Origin of the sequence: Methylorubrum sp. POS3, assembly GCF_043352485.1 — a bacterium.
Lineage (GTDB): Bacteria > Pseudomonadota > Alphaproteobacteria > Rhizobiales > Beijerinckiaceae > Methylobacterium > Methylobacterium suomiense.
The window spans coordinates 1,380,497-1,407,210 of sequence record NZ_JAPRBT010000001.1 but is presented as its reverse complement, the minus strand read 5'-3'; the positions used below and the strand labels follow the sequence as shown (position 1 = coordinate 1,407,210).

24 protein-coding genes, 1 tRNA gene and 1 riboswitch are annotated in these 26,714 nt (G+C 68.3%); of the genes, 11 read left to right on the top strand and 14 right to left on the bottom strand.

Going from position 1 to position 26,714, the window contains the following annotated elements:
- Positions 1–314: 314 nt before the first annotated feature.
- The 7 genes from OWC43_RS06655 to OWC43_RS06625 all read right to left on the bottom strand — a co-directional run bounded on the left by OWC43_RS06655 (position 315) and on the right by OWC43_RS06625 (position 9,093).
- Positions 315–1,010: a sigma-70 family RNA polymerase sigma factor gene (locus OWC43_RS06655; protein ID WP_373324537.1), complete on the bottom strand. Its 696-nt coding sequence runs from the start codon at positions 1,008–1,010 to the stop codon at positions 315–317.
- Between the two features lie 166 nt (positions 1,011–1,176).
- Entirely contained in the window at positions 1,177–2,529 is a 1,353-nt protein-coding gene (locus OWC43_RS06650; RefSeq protein WP_137829778.1) for a TAXI family TRAP transporter solute-binding subunit, read from the bottom strand.
- 13 nt (positions 2,530–2,542) lie between these two features.
- Positions 2,543–3,484: a DMT family transporter gene (locus tag OWC43_RS06645; RefSeq protein WP_137829779.1), complete on the bottom strand. Its 942-nt coding sequence runs from the start codon at positions 3,482–3,484 to the stop codon at positions 2,543–2,545.
- A 16-nt stretch (positions 3,485–3,500) separates the two neighbouring features.
- The gene (locus OWC43_RS06640) at positions 3,501–4,769 is read right to left on the bottom strand and encodes an arsenic transporter (protein ID WP_137829780.1); all 1,269 of its coding nucleotides are present in this window, start codon (positions 4,767–4,769) and stop codon (positions 3,501–3,503) included.
- A 43-nt stretch (positions 4,770–4,812) separates the two neighbouring features.
- Positions 4,813–6,051, bottom strand: coding sequence for a metallophosphoesterase family protein (locus OWC43_RS06635; RefSeq protein ID WP_393956120.1), 1,239 nt, complete (start codon positions 6,049–6,051; stop codon positions 4,813–4,815).
- Positions 6,052–6,226: 175 nt separating this feature from the next.
- Entirely contained in the window at positions 6,227–7,624 is a 1,398-nt protein-coding gene (locus tag OWC43_RS06630; protein ID WP_393956119.1) for a sigma-54-dependent transcriptional regulator, read from the bottom strand.
- Positions 7,609–9,093 carry a sensor histidine kinase gene (locus OWC43_RS06625; RefSeq protein ID WP_393956118.1) on the bottom strand — a complete coding sequence of 495 codons (1,485 nt, stop codon included), beginning with the start codon at positions 9,091–9,093 and terminating at the stop codon, positions 7,609–7,611. Before OWC43_RS06625 ends, OWC43_RS06630 begins: the two co-directional genes overlap by 16 nt.
- 171 nt (positions 9,094–9,264) lie before the next feature.
- On the opposite strand from OWC43_RS06625, the gene OWC43_RS06620 reads away from it, so the two are divergent.
- The 6 genes from OWC43_RS06620 to OWC43_RS06595 all read left to right on the top strand — a co-directional run bounded on the left by OWC43_RS06620 (position 9,265) and on the right by OWC43_RS06595 (position 15,507).
- Positions 9,265–9,519, top strand: coding sequence for a hypothetical protein (locus OWC43_RS06620; protein WP_393956117.1), 255 nt, complete (start codon positions 9,265–9,267; stop codon positions 9,517–9,519).
- A 121-nt stretch (positions 9,520–9,640) separates the two neighbouring features.
- Positions 9,641–9,838, top strand: a riboswitch (cobalamin riboswitch).
- Between the two features lie 121 nt (positions 9,839–9,959).
- Positions 9,960–11,948, top strand: coding sequence for a TonB-dependent receptor plug domain-containing protein (locus OWC43_RS06615; protein ID WP_393956116.1), 1,989 nt, complete (start codon positions 9,960–9,962; stop codon positions 11,946–11,948).
- Positions 11,949–11,968: 20 nt separating this feature from the next.
- Positions 11,969–12,790, top strand: a complete 822-nt coding sequence (locus OWC43_RS06610; protein ID WP_393956115.1) for an ABC transporter substrate-binding protein — start codon at positions 11,969–11,971, stop codon at positions 12,788–12,790.
- A gap of 59 nt (positions 12,791–12,849) precedes the next feature.
- Positions 12,850–13,821: a FecCD family ABC transporter permease gene (locus tag OWC43_RS06605; RefSeq protein WP_393958506.1), complete on the top strand. Its 972-nt coding sequence runs from the start codon at positions 12,850–12,852 to the stop codon at positions 13,819–13,821.
- On the top strand, positions 13,818–14,660 hold the full coding sequence (locus tag OWC43_RS06600; RefSeq protein ID WP_393956114.1) for an ABC transporter ATP-binding protein: 843 nt from the start codon (positions 13,818–13,820) through the stop codon (positions 14,658–14,660). The genes OWC43_RS06605 and OWC43_RS06600 overlap by 4 nt, the downstream gene beginning before the upstream one ends.
- Positions 14,661–14,862: 202 nt before the next feature.
- The gene (locus OWC43_RS06595) at positions 14,863–15,507 is read left to right on the top strand and encodes a 2,3-bisphosphoglycerate-dependent phosphoglycerate mutase (protein WP_393956113.1); all 645 of its coding nucleotides are present in this window, start codon (positions 14,863–14,865) and stop codon (positions 15,505–15,507) included.
- 199 nt (positions 15,508–15,706) lie between these two features.
- On the opposite strand, the gene OWC43_RS06590 is transcribed toward OWC43_RS06595, so the two are convergent.
- Positions 15,707–15,838, bottom strand: coding sequence for a hypothetical protein (locus OWC43_RS06590; protein WP_393956112.1), 132 nt, complete (start codon positions 15,836–15,838; stop codon positions 15,707–15,709).
- Between the two features lie 239 nt (positions 15,839–16,077).
- Between OWC43_RS06590 and OWC43_RS06585 the strand changes: the two genes are divergently transcribed.
- Positions 16,078–16,290 (top strand): hypothetical protein, encoded by a 213-nt coding sequence (locus OWC43_RS06585; RefSeq protein WP_137829789.1) that lies wholly within the window; start codon positions 16,078–16,080, stop codon positions 16,288–16,290.
- Between the two features lie 382 nt (positions 16,291–16,672).
- Positions 16,673–16,915 (top strand): DUF418 domain-containing protein, encoded by a 243-nt coding sequence (locus OWC43_RS06580; protein ID WP_393956111.1) that lies wholly within the window; start codon positions 16,673–16,675, stop codon positions 16,913–16,915.
- A gap of 27 nt (positions 16,916–16,942) precedes the next feature.
- Here the strand turns inward: OWC43_RS06580 and OWC43_RS06575 are convergent.
- The 3 genes from OWC43_RS06575 to OWC43_RS06565 all read right to left on the bottom strand — a co-directional run bounded on the left by OWC43_RS06575 (position 16,943) and on the right by OWC43_RS06565 (position 20,990).
- Positions 16,943–17,032: transfer RNA gene (locus OWC43_RS06575), tRNA-Ser, on the bottom strand.
- A 64-nt stretch (positions 17,033–17,096) separates the two neighbouring features.
- Positions 17,097–19,241 carry a glucans biosynthesis glucosyltransferase MdoH gene (mdoH, locus tag OWC43_RS06570; RefSeq protein ID WP_393956110.1) on the bottom strand — a complete coding sequence of 715 codons (2,145 nt, stop codon included), beginning with the start codon at positions 19,239–19,241 and terminating at the stop codon, positions 17,097–17,099.
- A gap of 129 nt (positions 19,242–19,370) precedes the next feature.
- Positions 19,371–20,990: a glucan biosynthesis protein D gene (locus OWC43_RS06565; protein WP_393956109.1), complete on the bottom strand. Its 1,620-nt coding sequence runs from the start codon at positions 20,988–20,990 to the stop codon at positions 19,371–19,373.
- Between the two features lie 201 nt (positions 20,991–21,191).
- Between OWC43_RS06565 and OWC43_RS06560 the strand changes: the two genes are divergently transcribed.
- Positions 21,192–22,349: a dimethylmenaquinone methyltransferase gene (locus tag OWC43_RS06560; protein ID WP_393956108.1), complete on the top strand. Its 1,158-nt coding sequence runs from the start codon at positions 21,192–21,194 to the stop codon at positions 22,347–22,349.
- Between the two features lie 19 nt (positions 22,350–22,368).
- Here OWC43_RS06560 and OWC43_RS06555 read toward each other — a convergent pair whose 3' ends face one another.
- Positions 22,369–22,593, bottom strand: coding sequence for a hypothetical protein (locus OWC43_RS06555; RefSeq protein ID WP_137829794.1), 225 nt, complete (start codon positions 22,591–22,593; stop codon positions 22,369–22,371).
- 294 nt (positions 22,594–22,887) lie between these two features.
- Complete coding sequence (locus OWC43_RS06550) at positions 22,888–23,298, bottom strand: prepilin peptidase (RefSeq protein WP_393956107.1); 411 nt, start codon at positions 23,296–23,298, stop codon at positions 22,888–22,890.
- A gap of 822 nt (positions 23,299–24,120) precedes the next feature.
- On the opposite strand from OWC43_RS06550, the gene OWC43_RS06545 reads away from it, so the two are divergent.
- On the top strand, positions 24,121–25,158 hold the full coding sequence (locus tag OWC43_RS06545; RefSeq protein WP_393956106.1) for an LLM class flavin-dependent oxidoreductase: 1,038 nt from the start codon (positions 24,121–24,123) through the stop codon (positions 25,156–25,158).
- 7 nt (positions 25,159–25,165) lie between these two features.
- On the opposite strand, the gene OWC43_RS06540 is transcribed toward OWC43_RS06545, so the two are convergent.
- Positions 25,166–25,399, bottom strand: a complete 234-nt coding sequence (locus tag OWC43_RS06540) for a hypothetical protein (RefSeq protein ID WP_393956105.1) — start codon at positions 25,397–25,399, stop codon at positions 25,166–25,168.
- A gap of 274 nt (positions 25,400–25,673) precedes the next feature.
- Here OWC43_RS06540 and OWC43_RS06535 point away from each other — a divergent pair, with 274 nt between their 5' ends.
- Positions 25,674–26,705: an aldo/keto reductase gene (locus OWC43_RS06535; protein ID WP_137829797.1), complete on the top strand. Its 1,032-nt coding sequence runs from the start codon at positions 25,674–25,676 to the stop codon at positions 26,703–26,705.
- Positions 26,706–26,714 lie beyond the last annotated feature (9 nt).

Here is a 26,714-nt window from a genome sequence, read left to right as displayed (position 1 = left end):
GAACGCCGGCCTCGGCGCGGTGGGCGGCTACGCGGCCCTGTCGAGCTACACCAACCTCGGCGGCCAGCTCACCGTCTTCGCCCTGCCGAACAACTAAGCGCCGCATGCGCCTTCCGGTGATCCGGAAGGCGCCGTCGGATTCGCGAAACGCCTCCGGCCGCATCCGCGACCGGGGGCGTTTCTGTTTGCGGGCGATCGGGACGGACGGTGCGCGCCCGACCCGGCGGGCCGCTCTCGATCCGGCCGGGCGTCGTTGTTCGTGCGTGTGGGAGGGGAGCTGAGCGTAGTGCCGTTTTCAGTGTGCGGCGGTCTGATCACATCTCCGCTTCGGCCAACTCCGCGGTCCCGCGTCCCAGCCTCTCGGCCAGGAAGCTGCGCGCGCGGCTGACCCGGCTCTTCACCGTGCCGACGCGGCATTCGAGGCGGGCCGCCGCTTCCTCGTAGGTGAAGCCCTCGGCCCCGACGAGGAGGAGGGCTTGCCGCTGCGATGCGGGCAGCATGTGGATCAGGTCCATGACGGAGCCGAGCGCCACGGTGTGCTCTTGCCCGGCCGGCGTCGTCAGCGAGGCGGCGTGATGGCCTTCCGCATCCTCGACCTCGCGCCGCTTGCGGCGGCACTCGCTGTAGAAATGATTGCGCAGAATCGTGAAGATCCAGGCGGAGAAATTGGTGCCCGGCACGAACCGCTCGCGGTTCGCCCAAGCGCGCACCAGCGCCTCCTGAACCAGATCCTCCGCCCGCGCCGCATTCCCGCAGAGCGACAGGGCGAACACCCGCAGGGCCGGCACACATTCGACGAGGGCGTCGCGGACGTTCGTATCGATGCGCTGCCCCGCCCGGACCGCGAAGAGACCCAACAGCGCGGACAGGCGTTCCGGGATGAGGTCGGGTTGTGCCGGTGCGAAATAATCCCGCAAGGGTGCGGTGAGGTGGGCTGGAATGTCGGCGGCGGCGCAGCCCGCCCATTCCGGCCCCGAGGCATTCCCCGCCGCCTGCGTGAGGATTGTCAGGAATGGGTCCGCCGGATCGGCTCCGCGCCCCTCGAGAGGTTCCGCAAGGCAATTCGTCATCGGATCGGAGCCTCTCGCAGGAAATCGGCGGGAGCGACGCTCCCAGGCCGTTGGAAGAAAATCGGGGTTGGATTGGTGCCGGTCATCGGCCGGTCCATCGGGACGTTCACGGACCGCAGACCCGTCGACGTCGGTCCGACAGCGTCGCTCGCGCCGTCTCGATGGCGATAGAGAGCGCCGACATCGTCCGCGCGTCGGGATCCCGCTCGCGGGCGTAGCGGACGGCGTCGGCGGCGAGGCTGTCGACCTCGGCGGTCAGGGCATCGAGATTGCTCACATGACTCGCCGCACGGGCCTGCCCGATCAGGTCGAGCAGACGGTCCATGATCTCGTCGATCCGCTCCCGCCGCAGGGCGGCGAGGCGTTGGCGGATCCAAGCCAGGACCGAAACCAGACCGCCGGCGATGGCGCCGAGCAGGTACAGGGTGTCGCCGTAGCGCTCGACGAAGCCGTGCTGTTCGCGCTCGAAATAATCGATCGCCCCGGGATGGATCGGGATGCGCGCGCTCGTCGCCGCCGCCGTGGTGTCGTAGGACGGTGCCTGGACGTATTCGGCGGCATCCGTCTTCTCCGCCGCCGCCGTGCGCTTCTCGAACAGCTGTTGGGTCACGTCGGCGGCGAGCGCCCGGCTGAGCGTCGCGCGCGCCATCAGCCGGTAGGAAGCGCCCACCGTTTTCACATCGTCGCTCGGCAGCTTCGGATCGCCGCCGAACAGGCCGCCTGGCACCGTCACCGATTGGAGGCGTGGGAAGCGCTCGATCACGGCGCCGTCATCCTCCACCGCGACGAACTCGACCCGACCGGCGCGGGCGGCGGACCGGACCGCCCCGATCATGGCGAGGGCTTTCGGGGCGGAAGGGGCGATGATGCTGACGAAGGCGTCGATCCGCTTCTCGCGGAAGCTCGCCGCCACCGCGTCCTGATCGATCCGCACGAGGTGCACCGCGCGGTCGTGGCTCGGGCCGCCCGCATCCGTCGACAGGATCAGGCCGTAATAGCCGAGCAGATTCTTGAGGAGCGTAAAATCCGCGTCCCGGTGGGCCGCGATGCCCAGACGCTTGCCGGCGAGTCTCGGGAAGCTCTTGATCGGCGCCTGATCCGGGGAGGCGATGATCATCGCCTGATCCCGCAGGATCGCCAGGGTGAGGCCGTTGGTCGGCAGGAGGACGTCAGGTCGGACCACCGCGAGATCGGCGCGCCCGTCCTGCAACGCGGCGGCGCTCTCGCGCACATCGTCGAAGGAGAGGATCCTGAGGCGGACGCCCTCCCCCGCGGTGTCGAGGGCATCGGCATAGGCCTTGATCAGGTCCGGCTCGGTCCCGTCGCGGGGAGCCACCGCGATGGTCAGCACGCTGGCCTGGAGCAGGTACCACGCGGCGGCCGCGCCCGCCGCCAAAACGGCGAAGGCCGCGACGACGAGCGCCTCCTTGCGCAGCAACCAGGACAGTTCGACCCGCATCGTCCCCGCGCGGTCAGGCCAGGGAGATCAGGACGATGCCGGCTACCATGAGGGCGGCACCGCCCAGGCGCGACGGGCCGGCCCGTACCTGCTTCATGCCGAGCCAGCCGAAATGATCGAGCGCCACCGAGGTGAGGAGGTTCGCCGTGATCAGCAGGCCGTTGAAGGCGCCCGCGCCGACCTTGTCGACGAAGAGGAGGCCGGCGAACACCGCGACCGCCCCGGTGAGGCCCGCCAGCGGCATCCACCAGCGCACGCCCTCGATGTCCGAGCGCTGCGGCAGGGGCTTGGGGCGCAGCAGGAACACGAGCACGAACACGAAGACCACGGGCAGGAACGAGACCGTGGCGGCGAGCCAGGGGTTGATCAGGGCTCCGCGCAGCTGCGCGTTCCAGACCACGCCGATGGCCTGGAGCGCGCCCGCCACGACGATGAAGGGATAGAGCAGCCGCGGGTTGAGGCCGTGGCCGGAATCCTTCGCCCCGCCCCCCGAATCTCCCTTGTCGGGGGTGACACGGGCGATGAAGGTGACGCCCACCGCCATCAGCAGGCCGCCGATCCAGGGCATCAGCTTGAAGCCGCCGCCCTGCAGGCCGAACAGGCCGAAGGCGTCGAGCGCCAGCGAGGTCAGGATGTTCGCCGTCAGCGTCAGACCGTTGAACGGGCCGGCGCCGACCTTGTCGACGAAGGCAAGGCCGCCGAACACCGCGACCGCTCCGGCGACGCCGCCGAGCGGCGCGTACCAGGGCATCGAAGCGAGGTTCTCCGCGGTCGGGAGCGGCATCGGCATCACGAGGAACAGCGTCGCGAAGACGAAGACGATCGGCAGGAACGAGACCGAGGCTGCCAGGAACGGGTTGACGAGATGCCCGCGCAGCTGCGCGTTCATGGAATTGCCGAGCGCCTGGAGAGCGCCGGCCACGATGATGAAGGGATAGAGCAGGGCGGCGTTCACGGGCGGGCGTCTCCGATCAGACCAAGAGAAGGGCGCCGAGCGCCAGGATCAGGGCCGGCGGCATCACCAGGAACCCGAGCTTGAGGAAGGCGAGGGCCGAGACGTCCTGACCCTCGCGCCGGATCGCGGTGAGCCACAGGATGGTGGCGAGCGAGCCGGTGACCGACAGGTTCGGACCGAGATCGACGCCGATGAGGATCGCACCCGCGACCTTCTCCGGCACGTGCGCGGCCTGCACCGCCGCGCCCGCCAGCAGGCCCGCGGGCAGGTTGTTCACGAGGTTCGACCCGAACGCGACGATGGCGCCGCCGGCCCAGGCGGCGAGCGCCGGGTCGCCGTCGGCGGTACGCTTGAGGAGGTCCGCGAGCATCTGCAGGACGCCGGTCTTCTCCAGCGCCTCGACCAGCACGAACAGCCCGGCCACCAGGGGCAGCACGCTCCACGACACGTCACGCGCCACCTCGACCGCGCCGCCCCGGTTGATCAGGATGACGGCCACCGTGGTCGCAAAGCCCGCGATGAAGGTCGGCAGGCCGAGCTCGATCCCCGCGGCCGAGGCGGCGATGAGCGCCGCGCCGGTGGCGACGATGCCGGCGCCCGCGACCTTGCCGCCGAAGCTCAGCGCCGGGGTCTCGACATCTTTCGCCACCGTCTCCGCCTTCAGCTGCGCGTTCTGGGTGAGGCGCAGGACGGCGTAGGTCGTCACGATCGCGAGCACCGAGGGAAGCGTGAAGGTGGCGAGCCAACGTCCGAGGGGCGGCATGTGCTCGGCGAAGACGACGAGGTTGGCCGGGTTCGAGATCGGCAGGACGAAGCTCGCCGCGTTGGCGATGAAGGCGCAGATGAACAGGTAGGGGAGCGGCTGCTTGACGCCGGCCGCCTTCGTCGCCGCGAAGACGGCCGGCGTCAGCACGACGGCGCAGGCGTCGTTCGACAGGAACACCGTCACCACCGTGCCGACGACGTAGATGAGCAGGAACAGTCGCGTCGCCGAACCCTTGGCCGCCCGCACCGCGTGGGAGGCGAGCCAGTCGAACAGGCCTTCCTTCCGGGCGATCTCGGAGAGAAGCATCATGCCCACCAGGAACAGGTAGACATCCGTTCCCTTGAGCACGCCCTCCAGGGCGGTGCCGGGTGCCAGGAGACCGAGCGCGACGAGGGCGCCGGCGCCCAGCACCGCCCAGATCGCCTCGGGCCAGGAAAACGGTCGCAGGATGACCCCGAGCGTCGCGAGCGCGGCGATGCCCCAGGTCGCGAGATGGGGGGTCAGGGAAAGTGCGCCCATGGCCGGGGTCGTCCTTGAAAATCAGCGAGGATGAAAAGCGTTGCTACCAGTGCCGGCCGCGGCGGTTGGGCCCGAGCTGATCGCCGCGAATCCCCTTCTCCGGCCAAGCCTGGATCCGGAACGCATCGCTGCCGGGACGCTCCGGCGCAAGCGGCGGCACGAAGGACCGCCCGACCGGCTCGATCACGTCGGTATCTTTCCGCAGCGCGCCGTTCTTGCGGGGATTCACGGTGCCGTCCGCGACCTCGACCGACAGGCGCCGGGCGCCCTGCGGCCACTCGATCAAGGCATGGACCATGCGCGGCCCGACCGGCACCATCGACTGCGCGGGGCCGTCATCGACCCGGACTTGGCAACGCCACGCGCTCTGGGGTTCGTGCGACAGAACCAGGGCGCGCACGTCGACACGCCCGTCCGGCAGCGGCCGCGTCGCGAGGCGGCGGTCGGCGGGGCTCGTGATCATGACGAAAGGCAAAGCTTGGTCGAGAGGCTTGAAGCGCCAGCTGACCACGTCGCCGTCGATCGCCGCGACCGCGTAGCCGACCGAGCCGTCCTCGTTCTGACCGACCGAGCGAGCGGAGGCGTAGAGCGTCCGGCCATCCGAGGCGAGTTCGTTGTAGTGGGTGTGGCCCATCTCGACGAGGCGCACGCCATGGCCGCGGATGAGGCCGCACAGTTCCGCGCGCTCGGCCGGCTCCCGGAGATCGTCCGGGTAGGTATGGGTGAAGATCGCGCAGGGCAGACCGTCGGCGTCGGCCTTCGCCAATTGCGCCGCCAGCCACGATCGCTGGTCGGGGCCGAGCCGGAAGTCGAGCCCGAAGCCCTCCTCACCGTAGCCGGCGCTGATCATGTCGAGGAACAGGCAACGGACGCCGCCGATGGTCTCGGCGTAGTAGTGTTGCACGGCCGCGCTGCGTTCCCGCGGGCGCGGCAGATGGTTGCTGACCGTTTCGTGTCCGCCGCCGCGCGGGCTCTTGGCCGCCCGGGAAAAGAACGCCTCGAAATCCTGCATCGAGCCGAGCTGGCGATCATGATCGCCCGCGATGAGGCGAACCGGAAGGTCGGGATGGGCATCCAATGCCCGCTCCAAGATCGCGTATTGCGCGGCTGTGCCGTGTTCCGCGAGATCCCCCGGCAGATAGGCGAAGTCGAGAAGGCCTCGCGCGTGCAGACCGGCTACCTCGGCGAGGCAGCGGCTCAAATCGACGGCGTTCTGATCTTGAGGCTCTTCCAGATGCAGATCGCCGATATGGGCGAAGGCGAAGACGCCATGCGCACTCATCGCCGTGCCCGCGCCGCCGTCACGCCGCCGCTCCGCTTCATCACTGGACGCGTCCCACCGTTCAGGGGCCGTCAAGCGGGGCCCATGCGACGGGCTCGACGCATGAGGCAGGGCGCAGTTCCGGCCCGTGCGAGGCCCTACGGCACCACACACGAATGTTTTATCGGGCAGGCGCTTACGACGTGCCCGCAGCGCCGGAATCGTCGTCTTTCCCGACATCCGTCGTCGTATCCGGCGACACCTCGCCGTCCGTCGTCCCGGCGAGGCCGTAACGCTCCAGCTTGGCGTAGAGGAGCTGGCGCTGGATTCCGAGGCGACGCGCGGCCTTGGTCCGGTTGCCGTCCGCCGCCTGGAGCGCGGCGGCGATCATCGCCCGTTCGAGCCGCGCCACGGCACCGGGCAGGTCGAGATTATCTTCCGCAGACGCATCGCCGTCGGTGGGAGGCAGGTGCTCGGGAAGGTGGAGATCGGCGGCCTCGATCAATCGTCCCCGCACCATCACTGCCGCCCGCTCGACGACGTTGCGCAGCTCGCGCACGTTGCCCGGCCAGCGATGGGCCAGCAGACGATCGGCGGCCGATGGGCCGAGGCGCTTGCCCGAGGCCGCCAGGAAATGTTCGGCCAGCGGAACGATGTCGTCCCGCCGTTCACGTAGGGGCGGCAGGGCGATCGGGACGACGTTGAGGCGATAATAGAGGTCGGCGCGAAAGCCTCCCTCGATCACCATCGCCTGCAGATCGCGATGGGTGGCGGCGACGAGACGGACATCGACCCGTCCCGGACGCCCGCCGACGGGCGTGACGAGACGGTCCTGGATCACCCGCAGGATCTTCGCCTGCATCACCGGGGACATGTCGCCGATCTCGTCCAGGAACAGCGTGCCGCCTTCGGCGAGGTGGAAGGCCCCGGCCCGGTCCGCCGTCGCCCCGCCCACTGCGCCGCGAACATGGCCGAACAACTCGCTCTCCAGCAGCTCGGCCGGAGTGGCGGCGCAATTGACCGGCACGAACGGGCGATCGCGGCGGCCGGAAAAGGCGTGGAGGGCGCGGGCGACCTCCTCCTTGCCGGTGCCGGTCTCGCCCTGGATCAGGATGGTGGCGGCGCTGTCGGCCACGAGCCCGATCGCCTTCTGGACGCGCCGCATCGCCTCGCTCGAGCCGATCAGCCCCCCGCCCGCCTCCGGCACACCGGCCTGTTCGGGTTCGGTGCGAGTGCAGACCAGCATGGCATCGAGGGCTGCCGCGAGATCGGCGCGGCCGATCGGCTTGGTGAGGTGATCGTGCGCACCGAGCCGCATCGCCTCGATCGTGTTGGCCGGGCTGGCATAGGCGGTCAGCACGGTGACCGGCGGCGGATCGGGCAGCGCGCGGATCTGCGCCAGCGTGGCGATCCCGTCGAGATCGCCCGGCATGCGCAGGTCGAGGAAGATCGCGGCGATGCCCCGATCCGCGAGCCGCGCCACCGCCTCGCGGCCGGAGCGGGCCGGCACGGGGGTGTGACCGAGATCGGAGACGGTCTCGGCAAGCCCCTCGCGGAGGGCGTCGTCGTCATCGACGATCAGGACGGTTGCCATGGCAGATCCAGGAGGAACGTGGTCGCGCGCTCCGATTCAAGGAGCCGGGCTTCGCCGCGATGCGCGAGGGCGACCTTGCTCACGATCGCGAGACCGAGGCCGGTCCCGTCCGAACGCCCCGTGACGAAGGGTTCGAAGATCTGCGGGCGGAGGGCCGGATCGACGCCGGGACCCTGATCCGACACGAGGAGATGCAGGCGGGCGGCCCCCTCACGGAGGATACGACGGCCGGTGAGCGTCACCACACTGCCGGGGGGACCGTGCCGGAGCGCGTTGAGAAGGAGGTTGTCGAGGCCCCGCTGGACCTGGGGGCGGTCGATATGCGGATGCTCCGCGCCGGGAAGGCCGTCGGTCTCGACCACGATGCGGAGGCCGCAGCCCCTCGCTTGATCCTCGTGGAGCTGCGCGGTCTCGGACAGCAGGCGGCGCAGGTCGGTCGGCTCGCGCAACAGCGTGCGGGGTTGGGTGAGATGGAGCAGATCGCGCACCAGGGCATCGACTCGCCCGATCTGGCCGAGGATCGCGCGCAGGGCGATTTCCGCTCGCTGCGGATCGCCGGTCGCCAGGGCATTCTCGGCCTTCAGCCGCATGGCGGCGATGGGGTTGCGGATCTCGTGGGCGATGTCGGCGCTCAGGCGCCCGAGGACGGCGAAGCGCTCGGCGGCGACCGCCTGCTCGCGCGCCTCCCGCAGGCGCAGACCGGCGGCGTTGAGGGCATCGACCAAGCGGTCGAGTTCGCGCTCGCCGGTGCGCTCGAGATGCGCGAGATCGGCATCTTCGCGCCTCGGTGCCGCGAGGGCCGCCTCGAGCCGGGCGATACGGCGGGAATACCCGTAGAGGAAGCGCCCCAGGAAGGCGGCCGCGCCGATGACCGCGACGCTCAGGAAGCCGAGGGCGGCGAGGAAGCGGGTATAGGCGGGCCCGTCGTTGACGTGGGCGCGCGTCATCGTCCAGGCGGTCAGGCCCGCCTCGCGCCCGGGCAGCGGGCAGGCTTGAACGAGCAGGGCCTGGGTGCGGCTCAGCCGCTGATTCACGACCGAGCGGCCGAGATGCAGCGATTCGGCGTTGACGGCGGAGATCGCTCCGCGCTCCGCCTCCGGCAAATCGGTCTTGGGGCCCGAGCCCTCGTAGCTCGGAAAGGCGTAGGCGATCGAGCCCGCTGCGCTGCTCCAGATGCCGCCCTCGATTCCGGGCGAGGCGCCGAGCGCCCGGGACACGATCCCGACGAGATCCTCGCTTCCCGGAACCGCCTCCCCCTTGCGGATGAAGACCGTGTAGCGGTCGATGATCTCGCGGCAGGCCCGCCCGACGGCGATCTCGGCCTGGGAGATCTGAACCGCGGTCGATTGCGTGTAGAGGCCGAACAGGAGGTAGGCGGTCGCCGCCGCCGAAGCGAGCAGCGCGATCCAGAGGGCGACGAGCCGCGCCAGCAGGCTGTTGCGCATCCGCTCGAATCTGAAGTTGAACACGGGGCCGCCCCGACCGCGCGAATGCCAGCACCCGCGTCACATAGCGCTCCTTCGCGGCGCCGTCGCGGCCATCGCTTTCGTCGCCCGCCCGTGGGAGAGCGGAGCACGCGAGGTCCCCGAACGGCGTCGCCCCGTCGCCGCGGGGTGCCCGAAATTGCGAGAGAGCCGACCATGGCCATGAAGACCACCTATGTCGTCCAGTCGTTCGAAGTGAAACGGAAGCGATTGGTGCCCGGCACGAAGGAGGTCGTCGGCACCGAGAGCGGCGCCTTGAAAAAGGCGCAGGCGGTGGCCGGCCGTCTCCCCGGAGCGGCTGCGCTGCGGATCGTGGCCGACGACGAGACCGGCGAGCTGGAGAGCGTGGTGATTCTGGAGGCGTTCGGCGAGGTACCCGACGATTTCGCCGAAACCCTGCAGGGCGGTTAGGCCCGCGCGGCCCAAGGCCGAGTGAACAGGTGAGCCGATCGGGCCGCTGTGTCCGGTATGGTACAGTGGCCGTCTTCGTGGCGCCCCGGATCGACCGTGATTGACTCCGTGCGATTGCGTCCAATACCGATAGCGTGACGGTTCCCCTCGGGGATCAAAAGGGAACGCGGTGAGAGCTTCCGCTCGATGCCGCGGCTGCCCCCGCAACTGTAAGCGGCGAGCCTTCCGCCACCATGTCACTGGGCAGCCTCGCCCGGGAAGACGGTGAGAGGGCCGTGACCCGCGAGCCAGGAGACCTGCCGTCAGTCGTGGTCACACGCGAAACGCGTCGGGCGGGGTGTCCTGGCGTGTGTCGAGGCGCCACGAATCCCGTTGGGACGTGGGTGCCGAGGCCTCGTTCGCGGTGACGTGCCACTGCCGTTGCCCGAGGCCTTTCCACCGTGCCCCATCCCTCCCGATCCGCGCTCTGGGGAGCGCTGGCCCTGTCCTGCGCCCTGCCCATCCTCCCATGGGGCTCCGCCCTGGCCCAGCAGACCGCGCGGCCCTTCGCCGACGCTCCGGCGGGCGCCGCCGCCACGCTCGACGAAATCTCGGTCTCGGCCACCGGCGTGCCGACGCCGACCGCCCAGGTCGGGTCGAGCGTGACCGTGTTGACCGCGGCGCAACTGGAACAGCAGCAGCGCCGCACCGTTCCGGACGCACTACAGCAGGTGCCGGGCCTCAACGTCGTGCAGACCGGCGGCCCCGGCGGACAGACCTCGGTCTTCATCCGCGGCGCGAATCCCAATCACACCAAAGTGCTGATCGACGGCATCGACGCCACCGATCCCTCGAATCCGAACGGCTCGTTCGATTTCGGCCAACTCCTGACCGAGGACCTTTCGCGCATTGAAGTGCTGCGCGGCCCTCAGAGCGGTCTCTACGGTTCGGACGCCATCGGCGGCGTGATCTCCTTCACGACGCGACGCGGCGAAGGGCCGGCCCGCATCGTCGCCAAGGTCGAAGGCGGCTCGTTCGGCACCTTCAACCAGTACGGCCGAATTGCGGGCGCGGAGAGCGGGTTCGACTACGCGGTCTCGGTCTCGCATCTGCGGGCCGCCGCGACCCCGGTGACGCCGCCCGACCTCGTGCGACCGGGCAAGCCGATCTACCCGAACTTCTACGATAACGAGACCGTCTCTGCGCGGTTCGGCTACCAGTTCACGGACACGGTCCGGGTGAACTCGATCACCCGGTTCATCCAGTCGAAGCTGCGGTTCAGCAACGACGATTACAGCCCGTTCCCCCAACTCGGCGTCGGAGAGTTTCGCAACCAAGCGGACGTCCAGCAGATCTTCACCCGCAACGAGGCCGAATGGACACCGTTGCCGGGGTTCCACAACGTGGTCGCCGTCAACTACTCGAATCTCTTCAACCGGCAATTCCAGAACATCTACAATCCCCTCGCCACGCCGGCCGACTCGAACGCGCTCGGAGAGCGACTGCGCACCGAGTATCGCGGCGACTACGCCCTCTCCCCCGGCAATCTCGTGCTGTTCGGAGCCCAGCGCGACGAGGAACGCCTCGTCACCGACAACCCGAACGGCGTCATCACGGCCCGCAACGGCAACACCGCCGGCTACGGCGAGGTGCAGGTGACGCCCTTCGACGGCGCGTTTCTCGTCGCCAATCTGCGCCACGACGCGAACGACGCGTTCGGCCCCGCCACGACCTATCGCGTGGCGCCGAGCTACATTCTTCCCGGCACCGCGACGCGGCTGAAGGGCAGCGTCGGTACCGGCTTCAAGGCGCCGACCCTGAACCAGCTCTTCGTCACCGTCCCGGCCTTCGGGCAGGTGGGCAATCCCAACCTGCGGCCCGAGGAGAGCTTCGGCTACGATGCCGGCTTCGAGCAGCCCTTCGGCGCGCGCATCCTCGCGGGGGCGACCTACTTCGCCAACGATTTCCGCAACCTGATCCAGGGGACGTTCGATCCGGTCAATTTCACCTTCACCAACGTCAATATCGGCCGCGCCGAGACTTACGGGGCGGAGGCCTTCCTCGCGGTACAGTTGACCGACACGCTGTCGGGCCGGATCGACTACACCAACACGGTGTCGAAGGACGAGGTCGCGGGCCGGGAGTTGCTGCGCCGCCCCCGCCATAAGGGCAGCGCGACGGCGATCTGGACGCCGATGCCGGGCCTGACCGTGAGCGGCACGGTGATCGTGCTCGGATCCTTCGTCGATGGAGCCCGCGACGCCTCCTTCTCGCGAATCCGAAATCCCGGCTTCGCAATCGTCAATCTCGCGGCGAGCTACGAGGTGTCGGAGGCCGTCAGTGTGTTCGGGCGAATCGATAACCTGTTCGATCAGCGCTACGAGAACCCGACCGGCTTTCTCGGACCGGTGCTCGCGGTCTATGGCGGCGTGCGGCTGACCTCGTTCTGACTCTGACATCCCCGCACGCCATGCCGCTGCGAAGCGTCCTCGGAGCCCTCGCGCTCCTCATTCTACCGCCGCCGCAGGAGACGGCGGCGGCGCCCGCGCGCGTCGTGTCGATGAATCTCTGCGCGGACGAACTGGTCCTGCGGCTGGCCGACCGCGACCAGATCGCGGCTGTGACCCATCTCGCCGGTGATCCGCGCGGTTCGACGGTGGCGGCCTCCGCTGCCGGGCTGCCGGTGATGCGGGGTCTTTCGGAGGAGATCGTCGCCCTCAGGCCCGATCTCGTCATCGCGGGCGCCTTCACCACCCGGACCACCGTCGGCATGCTCAAGCGCCTGGGCTTCCCGGTGCTCGAACTTCGCGTGCCGGCGGATCTCGACGGGGTCCGGGATCAGATCCGCCTCGTGGCGGCCGCTCTCGGGCGGGAGGCGCGCGGCTCCGCCCTGATCGCGGCGCTCGACGCCCGGCTCGCCGCGATCGAACCGGCCCCCCGGCCGTTGCGCACCTTGGTGATGCGGCCCAACGCCTTCACGGTCGCGCCCGGCAGCCTCGGGGACGCGCTGATCCGCGCCGCCGGTCTTACCAACGTCGCGGCCGAGATCGGCCGGGACGGATTCGGGCAGGTACCGCTCGAAGCCGCGGCCCTGTCGGGTGCCGATCTCGTCGTGGTGGACGAGGCTGAGCCGGGGGCACCCTCGCTCGCCGATACCGTCTCGCACCATCCGGTTTTTCGGGCCATCGCCCACGGCGGCCGCGTCGTGGCGATCCCGAACCGGCTCTGGACCTGCCCCGGACCCCAGATCGCCGAGGTCGTTGAGCGGCTCGCCGAGGCCGCCCGGCGATGACCGTATCCGCGACGACACCACCATCCCGTCGCGCGGTCCCGCATCGGTGGCACCTCGTGATGTTGCTCCTCGCGCTGGCCGTGCTCGCCCTGACGCTCGCCTCCGTCGCCATCGGCTACGCGCCCTTCGACGTGCCGGCCGCCCTCGCCGATCTCGCGGCCGGCCGCACCACCCTGCCCGCCCTGGTGCTGTGGGAGTTGCGCATCCCGCGCGCCCTGCTCGGCGGGCTCGTCGGCTTCAGCCTCGGCCTGACGGGGGCGGCGATGCAGGGCTACCTGCGCAACCCGCTCGCCGATCCGGGCATCCTCGGCATCTCCTCGGCCGCCGCTCTCGGCGCCGTGCTGGTGTTCTATAGCGGGCTCGCCGCTTCCATGAGCCTCGCCCTGCCCCTCGGCGGCGTCGCCGGGGCCGCCCTCGCCGCCGCCCTTCTGGGGGCGCTCGCCGCCAGGGGCAGCGGTACGCTGGGACTGATCCTGGCCGGGATCGCTCTCTCGAGCCTCGCCGGGGCGCTGACGGCGCTCGCCCTCAACCTCTCGCCCAATCCCTATGCGGCCCTGGAAATCGTGTTCTGGCTGATGGGCTCCCTCGCCGACCGCGGCCCCGACCACGTTCTCCTCTGCCTGCCGCTGATGGCGATCGGCTGGATCCTGATGCTCTCGACCGCTCCTGCCCTCGACGCCCTCACCCTTGGCGAGGACAGTGCGGCGAGCCTCGGCATCGGCCTCGTCTCGATGCGCCTGCGCCTCGTCACCGGGGCGGCGCTCGCGGTCGGGAGCGGCGTCGCGGTCTCCGGCGCGATCGGCTTCGTCGGGCTCGTGGTGCCCCATCTGGTGCGCCCCCTGGTCGGGGCGCGGCCTGGCGCGAGCCTCTGGCCGAGCGGGCTGGCCGGCGCGATCCTGGTGCTGGCGGCGGATATCGGCGTGCGCCTGCTCGCCACCCGCCCCGAACTGAAGCTCGGCGTGGTGACGGCCCTGATCGGCGCGCCGTTCCTCATCGTCCTTCTCCTGAGGACCCGTGGGAGGGCCGCGTGACCCTCGCCACCCGGGATCTCGGGATACGGCTCGATGGCCGCACGATCCTTGATGGGATCGATCTCAGCCTGACGCGCGGGATGCTGACCGGCCTCGTCGGTCCGAACGGTGCCGGCAAGACCACGCTCCTGCGGGCGCTCGCCTCCCTCGTCGCCCCGGTTCAGGGCGGCGTCACCCTCGACGGGCGGGCTCTGTCCGCCCTCCCCCGCGACGAGCGCGCGCGCCGCATCGCGGTGCTGTTCCAGGGGGGCGAGATCGGGTGGCCGATATCCGTGCGGGAGGTCGTGGCCCTCGGGCGCATCCCCCATCGCCGTGCTTTCGCCGATCCGTCCGCGGCCGACAGGGCGGCGATCACCCGTGCGATGGCGCGAGCCGATATCGCTCATCTCGCAGAGCGAATCGCGACGAGCCTGTCCTCGGGCGAGCGCATGCGCGCGCTGCTCGCCCGCGCGCTGGCAGTCGAGGCCGAGTGGCTGCTGGCCGACGAGCCGGTTACGGCGCTCGATCCCGCGCACCAACTCGATGCCATGACGCTCCTGCGCGCCGCATCCCGAGAGGGGACGGGTGTCGTCGCCGTCCTGCACGACCTCGCCCTCGCCGCCCGGTTCTGCGACCGGATCGTCGTCTTGTCCGGCGGAAGGCTTCTGGCCGACGGCCCGCCGGACGCGGCCTTGAGCGACGGCTTGCTGGCCCACGCCTTCGGGGTGACGGCGGAGCGCGGCCGGGCCGCGGACGGGACCGGTTACCTGCTGCCCTGGGCACGCTCCGGCAGCGGGCCGGAGGGGGGCGATTGTGATCGGGCTGGGATCTGTGTGCCCGGTGCCTCGCCTACCGAGTGATACGTGTTTTCCGACGGGCGCGACGTACGCTTCGGGCGCGTGCGTTGGATGCGCGAACCGGCATCCGGCCGGACAACGACGGGAGATGCCTCCCGGAACATCACTTCGCTGGCGGCGCAACCCGTAAAATCTCCTCGCCGCGCGGCCGCGCTTGGGGCAAAGGCCTGCGGAACGGGACAGCAGACGCCTGACGGGGGATCGGATGGACGGCGCAGCGCGGCGCGAGGGGATTCTGGTGCTGATGCGCCATGGCCAGAGCGAGGACAATGCGCGCGATCTGTTCTCGGGACTGCGGGACCCAACTCTGACGCCGCGCGGGATCGAGGAGGCTCGGGCCGCGGGCCGAGCCTTGCGGGAGCGCGGCCTGCATTTCGATCGCGCGTTCACGAGCCGGCTGCGGCGGGCTCAGGACACTCTTGCACTGCTTCTGGGTGAGCTTGGCCAGCCGACCCTGACGGTCGAGACGGACGCGGCACTGAACGAGCGCGATTACGGCGCCTTGGCTGGCCTGAACAAGACGGAAGCGCGGAATCGCTTCGGCGTCGAGCAGGTCCGCTCGTGGCGAAAATCCTACGAGGCCGTCCCGCCGGGCGGCGAGAGCCTCGCGATGGCCGCCGCGCGGGTCTGGCCGTTCTTCGAGGGTAGGATCGTGCCGCGCCTGACGGAGGGGGGCTCCGTGCTGGTGGTCGCGCACGGAAACTCGCTGCGCTCGCTCCTCGTGCATCTCGATCGCATCGCGCCCGAGGCCATCGAGGAGGTGAATATCGGCACCGCCGAATTCCTGCTCTACGGCCGCGCCCCGGACGGCCGATGGGTACGAAACGCCGAGCGGCCGGGACCTGCCTGACGGGTCGATCGACGATCGGGGCCTTCCAAGGCGCTGGTCATCGCTGCGGGCAGGGCAGCGTGCCGATCGAGGCTGTCATGCAAGTGCGCTGGCGCATGAAAATGCCCCACAGCCGGAGGCTGCGGGGCATGGTTCGACTCAATTCGTGTGCCGAAACCGAATACGCAGCTTCGGCATCACGGCGCGTGGTCGAACCGCTTTAAGCGGCCGTCGGCACGCCGCCCGCGATCCGGGCATCCTGACCCTCGAAGCCGAACCGATCGGCGATGACGGTGACCAGGAGAACGTTGGCGGCAGCGGCGGCGAACAGGGCGACGGTGGCGAGGATCATGGCGGCGGCTCCGTGAAGCAATCTGATGAACGGAGTATCGCACTGCACCAACAATTCTGGTATGCCAGATGCCATATACAGGCCATGCAGCTGGCGCAGCCTTCTGCCGATATGAATCGCAGCGCATGCGTTCACTGCACGATAATGCACATTTTCGGCACGGTTCGATGCTCCCATCCATTCGGCCGGGGACCGTGCCACGACGGAACGGAGCAAGACGTGCTTGCCTTATGATGCCGATGAGCAATGTACGCAGCATGGTTCAGGTGCGAACACAGACCGCCCCCTCCCCCGCCGACGCGACGCCCTCGCTCGACGCCCAAACCCGTGAGCGGCTGGGGCGGTATCTCCAAGCCCTGTACGAGCCCGTGGTCGATGAGGCCCTCGATCCTCGCCTGGCCGCTTTGCTCGAACAACTGGAGACGGATCGTCGCGAGACCGGCTCACGCTGAATGGTAGCGGAGATCGTACCAGGGATGTGATCCGTTGCACCCCCTTGAGACAAGATTACGCCTGCTCAAGCAGTGAGGAAATTTCTGCAACACATCTTAGGGTTCGATGGTGGATTAGAACGGCTTTTTATTACGCCGTGTATCATGCAAATAAATTGTCCGAATTAGCCTTTTGAAATAATTCTGCAGACCATCGATATTGTTATATTACCAAGATCGTCCTGAGTTCATATTCGATTAAATTTAAGGAATTTGTATCTGTTTCGCTGGTATAGGTACCCATCCATTTGTGAAAACGTCATTTTAGATTTAAGATCCTTTCTAGCATTATGACTTATCTACGCGATTGCGAAGACCATCATATGCCGATGCACGAATGGGCATGAGAGATGCCGATAGATCCGTTGTATCCTGTGTCGCTTATTTCACAGGTGATCTCATCGATCGCCTGTCCTTAGCGACGACACTGGCGGCGGCCCTCGTGATTTTCATTGGGCAACTGATCGTCAGCCAATGGTGGCTGCGGGATTTCGCCTACGGTCCTGTCGAGTGGATCCTGCGCGCCATCATGATCGGCCGCGTGCCACGACTGAGCCACCAGCCGCTGAAGGTTTCGTGCTCGTAAACCGTGCCGGTCCGAGACTGGGACCGGTGGCGGAAGGGGTGGGATTCGAACCCACGGTGGAGTTGCCCCCACGGCGGTTTTCAAGACCGCTGCCTTAAACCACTCGGCCACCCTTCCGGCGTCGCATTGGCGACCGCCTCTCTCTAGGGCGGCAGCCGGATCAGCGTCAACGTTTCCCGTCTCAGACGGGATTGAGGCGGGTGAGCTGATCGAGCAGGGCGCGATCGTGCAGGAGGGCGAAGCGCTCGCGCGGGGAGAGCCAGCCCTGCGCCTCGGTGAGGGTTTCGGCCTCGACGATCTTGGCGCGGGCGAGGGTGTGGTCCGGATCGATCTGGCCGCGCGGGCGGGAGCGGCCCTCGGGCAGCATCGCGGCATGGTCGCGGGCGAGGTCCGGGTCGGCATGCAGGGCGGCGAGCGCATCGACGTCGTCGAAGCCGCGGGCGGCGTTGCGGGCGGCGAGGGCGCCGGCGCGGGTCGCGATGGCGGGCGGCGTCTCCTCCTCCGGGGTCACGAGCAGGCCGCGCCGCTTGAGGGCGAGACCCAGGGCCAGCTGCCCGCTCGCCCAGGAGAGGGGGATGGCCAGCACGAGGCCGAGGATCGTCGGCGACATCCAGAGGAACAGCGAGGTCGCGATGGCGAAGGCACCGATGCCGGTGACGATGCCGAGCACGGTGTGCCAGCGATGGCGGCGGATGATGTCCGACAGCGGGATCGAGCCGTCGTCGCGCCGTTGCGGGTTCCAGCCGGTGTCGCGCCCGGCCAGGATCTGGAACACCGAGCCCGACTGCACCACCATCGCGATCGGCGCGATCAGCGCCGAGAGCAGGATCTCGATGAGGAACGAAGCCGTCAGGCGCCCCGCCCCGCCGCTCGCCTGCCGCACGCGACCGTCCAGCAGCGCCAGGATCAGCCCCAGGAACTTGGGTGCCAGCAGGATGCCCATGGTCAGCGCGAAGAGCTGGAGCGCGCGCACCGGATCGAAGCGCGGCCAAACGGGATAGAGCCCGAATTCCGCCGAGAAGTATTCGGGCCGCACCCAGGCGGTCTGCAGCACGATGATGAGACCGATGACGAGCTGGGCGAGCCAGAGCGGCGAGGCGACGTAGCCCGCGATGCCCGTGGCGAAATGCTGGCGCGAGGCCGGGGCAAGACCCGCCGCGCCGATGACGCGGGCGTGCTGGAGGTTGCCCTGCGCCCAGCGCCGGTCGCGCACCGCGAGGTCGATCAGCGACGGCGGACTTTCCTCGTAGGAGCCTTCGAGGCGCGGCAGCATGGTCACGCCCCACCCGGCCCGGCGGATCAGTGCCGCCTCGACGAAGTCGTGGCTGAGGATATGCCCACCGAAGGGGGGGCGGCCCTTCAGGTCCGGCAATCCGGCCGCCTCGGCGAAGGCGCGCATCCGGATGATCGCATTGTGGCCCCAGTAATTGCCGTCGCGGCCTGACCAGACCGACAAGCCCGTGGCGATGACCGGGCCGTAGATGCGCGCCGCGAATTGCTGGAGGCGAGCGAACAGGGTGTTGCGGTTGATGATGAGCGGCAGGCTCTGGACGATGCCGGCATCCGGATCGGCCTCCATCGCTGCGGTCAGCCGCACGATGCAGTCGCCGGTGAGCAGGCTGTCCGCATCGAGCACCAGCATGTGGTCGTAGGCCCCGCCCCAGCCGGTGACGAAGCCGGCGATGTTGCCCGCCTTGCGGTGATGGTTCTTCTCGCGATGACGATAGTAGAGCCGGGCATCCGGGCCGAGCTCCGCGCGCAACTGGCGAAAGGCGCGCTCTTCGGCGACCCAGGCATCGGCCTGCGTCGAGTCCGAGAGCACGAACCAGTCGAAATGCGCGCCCAAACCCGTGGCGGCGACGGATTCATGCATGGCCTGGAGGCCGGCGAAGACCCGGGCGCTGCCCTCGTTGTAGACCGGCATCACGATGGCCGTGCGGGTCGAAAGACTCGTCGGTATCGGCGCGGCAGGGCCGGCCCGCAGCAGGCTGGCGAAGCCGACGAGGGCGCCGGTGAAGGCCAACGCGATCCACGAGAAGTTCAGCACGAACAGCACGAGCAGCACGTACTGCAACCATGTGGCCCCGCCCGAGACCGAGATCACCTCGTACATCTGCCACGCGCCGTAGACCGTGAGCAGGAGGGCGCCGCCGAACACGAACAGCCGTGCGGCGAGCGGCCCGCCCCCGCCCCGGCGCGCCGGGGGCGACGCTGTGCGCAGATCCTGCACCGGCATGGCAAGCGGCGCCCGCGGCGGCATGGCCGGCTCCGGGGCGACATCCTGCGCCGCGGCGCGGTCCAGGACGATCTCGGCGGTTTGTGACATCGGCTCTCCGGTCGGCCCCGGCCCGTGAATGACTTCGTGATGCGCCCGCTGTGCCCCGGATTTCGGTTCCGGCCCGGCGGCACAAGGAGCGTTATGTCAGGAATCGCGGAGCCGCGCGGCCAAGATCATTCACGGCGTCCAGCGATACAGCCACGTCTCGGTGATCTGCCGGCCCTGCGTCTTGAGCGCGAGGCGCAATTCGCAGGCCTTGGCGTTGCCGGGATCGAGCTCGAACGCCACCCGCACCGTGCGCCGCTCGGGGCGCATGTACCAGCGGGTGGCGCCCTCGACGATCTTGCCGGGACCGGCGATGAGCACGGTCTCCAACGGCACGGCCTGACCTTCGGGGGTGAACAGACCATCGCCGGCGAAGTCCACGAGGAACAGCCGGCGCGGGTCGGCGCTGCCGCGCCCGCTGCGCGTGCCCGCGATCCGGGCGATCGGGCCGATCTCCGGCTCGCGGCCCCAACCCTGGCGGTAGGCGAGGCGGATCTCGGTGCCGGCGGGAAGCGATGCCTTCGGACGCCAATAGGCGATGACGTTCTCGTTGATCTCGGCATCGCTCGGGATCTCGATGAGGGTGACGGCCCCCTCCCCCCACAGACCCTCGACGCCCGTCGCCTCCCCGGGCTCGACCCAGAGCGACGGGCAGCGCTCCCAGGGATGGGCGTCGTCCTCGAAGGTCTCGAATTCCCGATCCCGCTGGATCAGGCCGAAGCCCTTCGGCCCGGCATCGACGAAGCTCGAGATCTGCAGCGTCTCCGGATTGCGCACCGGCCGCCAGATCGCCTCGCCGCCGCCGTTGCGGATCTGCAGGCCGCCCGCGGCATAGGCCGCCGCGCGGGCGTCGTCGGCGCCGCGCCGGTCGTGCGGGCCGAACAGGAACGGCGCCTGCATGCCGCCGAGGCCGAGATGGTCGATCTGTTTGCGCGTCACCAGCGTGGCGGTGATCGCCGCGTTCGTGGTCTCGCCCGGCGTCAGCTCCAGGCGGAAGGCGGCGGCGAGCGATTCCGAGTCGATCAGGGCGTGGATCACCAGCGGCGCGCCGGGCGTCTTGGGCCGCTCGATGAACAGGGCGCGCCAGCGCGGAAACTCCTCACCCCGGGCATCGGCCGGGCGCAGCATCAGGGCGCGGCCGTTGACGCCGAGGATCTGTCCGCGTCCGGCGAGGCGGAAGAAGCAGGCACCTTGCAGGATCGCGAAATCCTGATGGGCTTCACCGATCTTCGCGCGGATGCGCAGGCCCGAGAAGCCCGGTGACTTGGCGGCTTCGGGGAGCGCTGCGCCGCCGCTGTCGTAACCCACCGGATCGTAACCGACGGGGCGCACCACGCCGTCCTCGACGAGGAACAGCGCGACCCGATCGGTGTAGTAGAAGCCGCGCAGCAGCGGCTCGAGGGCGAAGCCGTGCGGTTCGCCGCCCCAGATCAGGTCGTTCGGCCGGATGCGGATCGCTTCGTACTGCTCCCGCGACAGGGATTTCAGGCTCTCCGGCACGTCGTCGGTGGGACGCGCGACGAAGGGCCGATTGCCGAAGGCGCGGGCGAGGTCCGGCACCGTCGCATCGGAGAAGGGGGCGCCCGCCGCCGGCAGGGCCGGCGCAGCCTCCTGCGCGGGCGCGGCGCCGGGCAGCATCGCGGCCGCGGCGCCGGCGGCCGCGGCCGCGGCCGTGCCGAGCAACTGACGGCGGCTCAGGCCCGTCCGACCAGCGGAATCGGCATGGCGGGGGAAATCGGTCGGTTGCGTCATGCCCTCGCCGGATCGGTATTGGATGTGTCGCGGTTAGCCCTCAACGTCTGAACCCGGCGTTAAGGTTGCGGGCCCGTCTTGCCCGGCAGGGGAAGGATGGCAAGAGCAGCCGCGCTTGAGCAGGATCAAGTTCTCGGTCGGGCCTGTCGACGGCGCTGATCCGGCGTGGCCTTCCCGCGGCTTCGCGCTTATGGAAGCGGCATGACGCTCGTCCAAATCACCCATAACGACCTCGACGGTTACGGGGCCTCCACCGTGGCCGCCTGCCTCGCGCCGGTCGAGCGCGTGGTGCACGTCGCCCGCTACAGCGATGTCGGCCCAGTGGTCGAGGACGAGCTGAAGCGCCTGCGCAAGGCGCAGGAACCCGAAACGCTGCTGATGACCGATCTCGGGCTGGAAGAGCCCGCCATCGCCTTCTTCCGGCGGTTTGCCGCGATGAACCGCAACCGGGCCGAAGGCAGCCGCCATCGCCTCGTCGTTCTCGATCATCACGCCTCCTCGCTCGATCAGCTCCGGCGCCAGGGCCTGGAGCCCGCGCCCGATCCGGAGCGTCCGGGCCTGACGCGGACCGATCTGGGGGATGCGGACATCTTCGTGCTCATCGACGAGGCGCATTGCGCGACGCGGATGGCCTTCGACCAGCGCGCGCTCTACGCGCCGCAGGAGGCCGAAGGGCCGGCGGAACTTCCGACCCTGATCGAGGCGGTGGGAGCGCTCGATCTCTGGCGCAAGGGCGATCCGGCCTTCACCGGCGGGTTGGCCCTCGACGAGATCTTCTGGGACAGCGTCTCTCCCCTGGTGCCGCCGGGCCATCCCCGGCATGATCGTTTTCTGTCCGATCTGCTGCTCGCGGCGGCGCGCTGCCTTGCGGAGGGTGCGACCGCTGCCGAATTGGAGCGGAGGGCCGGCAGTTTGCGGGCCGGCATCGTCGATGCCCTGTTGGCGGACGAGCCTGCCGACGATCCGACGCTCACCACGCGGATGCGCCTTGCCCGTATGCTCGCCCGCTCGGACAGCCTGTTCCATCCCCTCTCGGACGGGACCCTCCTGTCGTTCGGGCTCGATTCCGGCACGTTCCAGCGGGTCTCGGATCTGGTGATGGAGGGCGGGCGCGCCACCCGCGTCGTCAACGTCCAGCGGGCCGGCACGCTCTCGTTCCGCTCGATCAACGGCACCGCCCTCGACGGCGCCCGCGCCTTCCGCGGCGGCGGCCATCGCGATGCGGCGGGAGGCAAGCTTCCGCAGGGAAGCGCCCATTCCCTGGCCGATGCGGTCGCGCAGGTCGAGCCGGTTCTCAACCCGCCCGCCCCCGATCCGTCGGCGAGCCCGTTCGCGGCGCTGAAGAACTGGAAGGGCTGAGACGATTTCGGCCGCGCCTTCAGATCCGTAGGTCGAAGGGTAGGTCGAAGAGCAGCGAGTGATCGACGTAGGTGACCCGAAGGGTATGGTCGCGCGCTCCGTTCGGCAGGCTGTCCTCGTCCCGGTAGCTCCGGATCATGTCCCGAGCGGCGCGGAAGGCCATGCCGCAATCGGGACAGTCCCGGGACTCGATCGCACCGATCCTTTCGCCGTTCCGGCACAGCTCGAAATGAAAGATCGTCATCCGGGCGCCGGGCTCCGAGGTGCACTCGGACGCCGTCTCTGCAAGGCTCGCGCCGCGCATTATGAATTCGAGGCGCCGGTCGATCCAGGGCGATGACCCGGGCGAGCGGGCGGGACAACGCAGAATGCCAGCCATACGGAGCAAATGCCCCGACAGGATCGAGAAGCGTCCTCTTTGAGATGAAATTCTAAAATATCGCCCGAATTTTGCTCGCTTACGATATAGATTGTCTATGCAACGCTCAGGGTAGAGCTATCGATTGATCTCAAAATCAATCCATCTTCAATCCGCGTATCAAGTCATTATTGATAGCCTTTCAATCACTGCCAGCCACGTGGGTGCTCGTGGGAGGTGAATGACCAGGGCCGCTATCGTGAGTATACCAAGTGGTATCGGGCTATTATCAATTTTTCGATAGATGATCGAGCATATTGCCATTTTCAAAACTACGAACGCCCCAATTGTTGCTGCAAATTCGATGAATATTCCATTCGGCCCAATCCAAAGACTCGCGGCAGTCATGAGCTTCATTGCGCCTCCACCTACAGCCCCTTGCGAAAATAAGTACAATCCGATTATAAAAACAAATACTGACAGTGTGACATGTGCCAAAACACTATCAGGCATCTTCACAGCCACTGCCGCCAAGGCGTAGCCCCCGATCATGCTGCAAGGGATCCAGTTGGGGATTCGACTTCCAATCATAAATCTATATTGTATTTCTCCTCCTAACAAAATCTAAATCAAAGTATGGATAGCGCGTAAACCGCTCATAGAATAATAGCAAACTTGAAATCTTCAATAGAGATTGTTAAATTTATTTATTATAGATGGTTCCATTTATTATAATTAATTGTATAATATGGGATAAATATATGTACAGTCAATTTTCTGTATTCGAACTTTTTATTGATACGACATAGGAATGCGCGCTATTTTAATTGTGCGTATTCCGAATCGTCTCTCAGTCGAGAGCGTTTCGTCGTATGGGTATTTTTGTAGATATTGATGGTGGAAGCTGAATTGACATCAGATTCGGATGTGTCATCCCCGATCATGCCCTCGTCAGATACATGAAAAAGCCAACAATCGAGGGCAAATTCTCTCGATACCCGTGCGCCGAACAGAAAAACCCGCCGGCTCGCGCCGACGGGCTCTTGCAGGGGCCACGCTGCCTCGCGCGTCCCGGGAGCTACGGCCCCGACCCCGGATGGGCGGGGGAACTCGACCGGTGACCGCGCCTGTCGGCGGCCTCTATCCCTGCCGGTTGTGGTTGGGTGGCTTGTCCTGATCCGCATCGGCGGTGCGCGCGGCGGAGACGGTGCTGCCCTGATGTCTCATGGCCAACCTCCTTATCGCAGGACGGCGCTGCTGCGGCGCCGATGAAGGAAGGCTAGGACGGGTCCGGGGCGGAGTGCAAGCCCCCGTCTTGCGGTTTCTGTCGCGGCTCACGATCTGACTTTTTCATGAGGGGGAACGATGTCTTGCGCCGCCCGGCGGCGTGAAAGCGTTCGGAAAGGTTCGTCGATGCCGCTCCCGCCCCTCTCCGTTCTCGACCTCGCCCCGATCCCGGAAGGGGGCACGCCGCGCGACGCCCTCGACCGCAGCCGGGATCTCGCGCGACACGCCGAGCAACTCGGCTACCGGCGCTTCTGGCTCGCCGAACATCACAACATGACGGGGATCGCCAGCGCCGCGACCGCCCTGGTGATCGGCCATGTGGCGGCGGGCACCCAGCGCATCCGTGTCGGCGCGGGCGGCATCATGCTGCCCAACCACGCGCCGCTGACGATCGCCGAACAGTTCGGCACGCTGGCCACCCTCTATCCCGGCCGGATCGATCTCGGCCTCGGCCGCGCCCCCGGCACCGACGGGGCGACGTTGCGGGCCCTGCGCCGCGACTACGGCGCCGCCGAGACCTTTCCGCAGGACGTGCTGAAGGTTCAGGCGCTCCTCGACGATCCGAAGCCGGGTCAGGCGGTGCGGGCCGTGCCCGGTGCCGGGACCAAGGTGCCTCTCTGGATTCTGGGTTCGAGCCTATTCGGGGCCGAGCTCGCGGCGATGCTCGGCCTACCCTACGCCTTCGCGTCGCATTTCGCGCCGGACGCGTTGCTGCCCGCGCTCGAGACCTATCGCGCCCGCTTCCGCCCTTCGGCCCAGCTGGCAGAGCCCTACGCGATCGTCGGCATCAACGTCGTCGCGGCGGAGAGCGAGGCGGAGGCGCGTCGCCTGTTCACCACGCCGCAGCAGGCCTTCACCAATCTCGTGCGCGGCACCCGCGGCCTGCTGCCGGCGCCGATCGACGATATCGAGGGGTACTGGACGCTGCCGGAGAAGCGGCAGGCCTCACGGATGCTGGCGCGTTCGCTGGTCGGGACCGCCGGGACGATCCGGGCCGGACTCGAGGCGCTTGCCGCCGAGACGGGCGCCGACGAGGTCATCGTCGCCAGTGCCATCCACGATCACGCGGCGCGTCTGCGCTCCTACGCGATCCTGGCCGAAGCGCATGGCGGGCTCGGCGACGGCTCCGGTGCGATCGAAGCGACGCACCGCACCGCTGCGTGAGGGGCGATCAGGCGGCGCGGGCGTGCGGGGCCGCTTTGGTGTCGCGCGCCGCCGTTTTCTGGCCGAACAGCACTTGGTAGAGCGCGGCGGGGCTGTAGGCGCGGCCTTCCCCGTCGGTGATCCGCACCTCGGCCAAGCCGGTGGTGGCAAGCGAGAGGCTCTGCTCGAGGGCGCTCAGCATCGAGCCGTGCTGCCAGGAATAGACGAGCGGGGCGGCGCCGGCGGTAACGGTGAAGCTCACGATGTGATCCCGAAAATGGTGCGGCGCGGCGGGTGTCGCCCGCGTTCTGCGTGGCGTCACCCCGGCCCTGGATACGGTGAGGTTGAGCTTCGATAGTGGCTCTTGGTTGACGAAGTCTTCGCGAAAACTGATTTTTTCGGTGGCGGAAGCGCGGGCCATCCGTGGCGGGGATGTGGCGAACCGATCGCGAACCGACCCCCCGATGCCGGCGTTGCCGCACTGCACGCAGGTCCTCGGGGACGCTGCGCGCGCAATTCAATCGGAGCGGCACATCATGGAACACCGCCAGTTCGGACGCTCGGGCCTCACGGTGCCCGTCCTGAGCCTCGGCACGGGGACCTTCGGCGGCACCGACGCCTTCTTCAAGACCTGGGGCAGCACCGACGTCGCCCAGGCCAGCCGCCTGATCGACATCTGCCTGGAATCGGGGGTGAACTTCCTCGATACCGCCGACATCTATTCGAGCGGCGACTCGGAAAAGATCCTGGGCGAGGCGATCAAGGGGCGCCGCGACCGGCTCCTGATCTCGACCAAGGCGACCTTCCGCTCGGGCGACGACCCGAACGCCGTCGGCTCCTCGCGCCATCACCTGATCCGCTCCTGCGAGGCCAGCCTGAAGCGGCTGGGGACCGACCATATCGACGTCTATTTCATGCACGGCTTCGACGCGCTCACCCCCGTCGAGGAGACCCTGCGGGCGCTCGACGACCTGACCCGGTCGGGCAAGATCGGCTATATCGGCGCGTCGAATTTTTCCGGCTGGCAGCTGATGAAGGCGCTCGCCACGTCCGAGCGCTACGGGCTCGCCCGTTACGTCGTCTACCAAGGCTACTATTCCCTGATCGGGCGCCACTACGAGTGGGAGCTGATGCCGCTCGGCCTCGACCAGGGCGTCGGCCTGATGGTCTGGAGTCCGCTGGGTTGGGGCCGATTGACCGGCAAGATCCGGCGCGGACAGCCGGCCTCGTCCGGGCGCATCGCATCGGGTGGCGCGGAGGGCGGGCCGACCGTCTCGGAAGAGTATCTCTACAGCGTGGTCGATGCCCTCGACGCCGTGGCGGAGGAGACCGGCAAGACGGTCTCGCAGGTGGCGCTGGCTTGGCTTCTGACGCGTCCGACCGTCTGCAACATCGTCATCGGTGCGCGCAACGAGGAGCAGCTGCGGCAGAACCTCGGCGCCGTCGGCTGGTCGCTCACCCCCGATCAGATCGCCCGCCTCGATGCCGCGAGCCGGGAGAACCCGGTCTACCCCTACTGGCACCAGATGGGCTTCGACGAGCGCAACCCGAAACCGACGGCGTGGTGAGGGAACAGC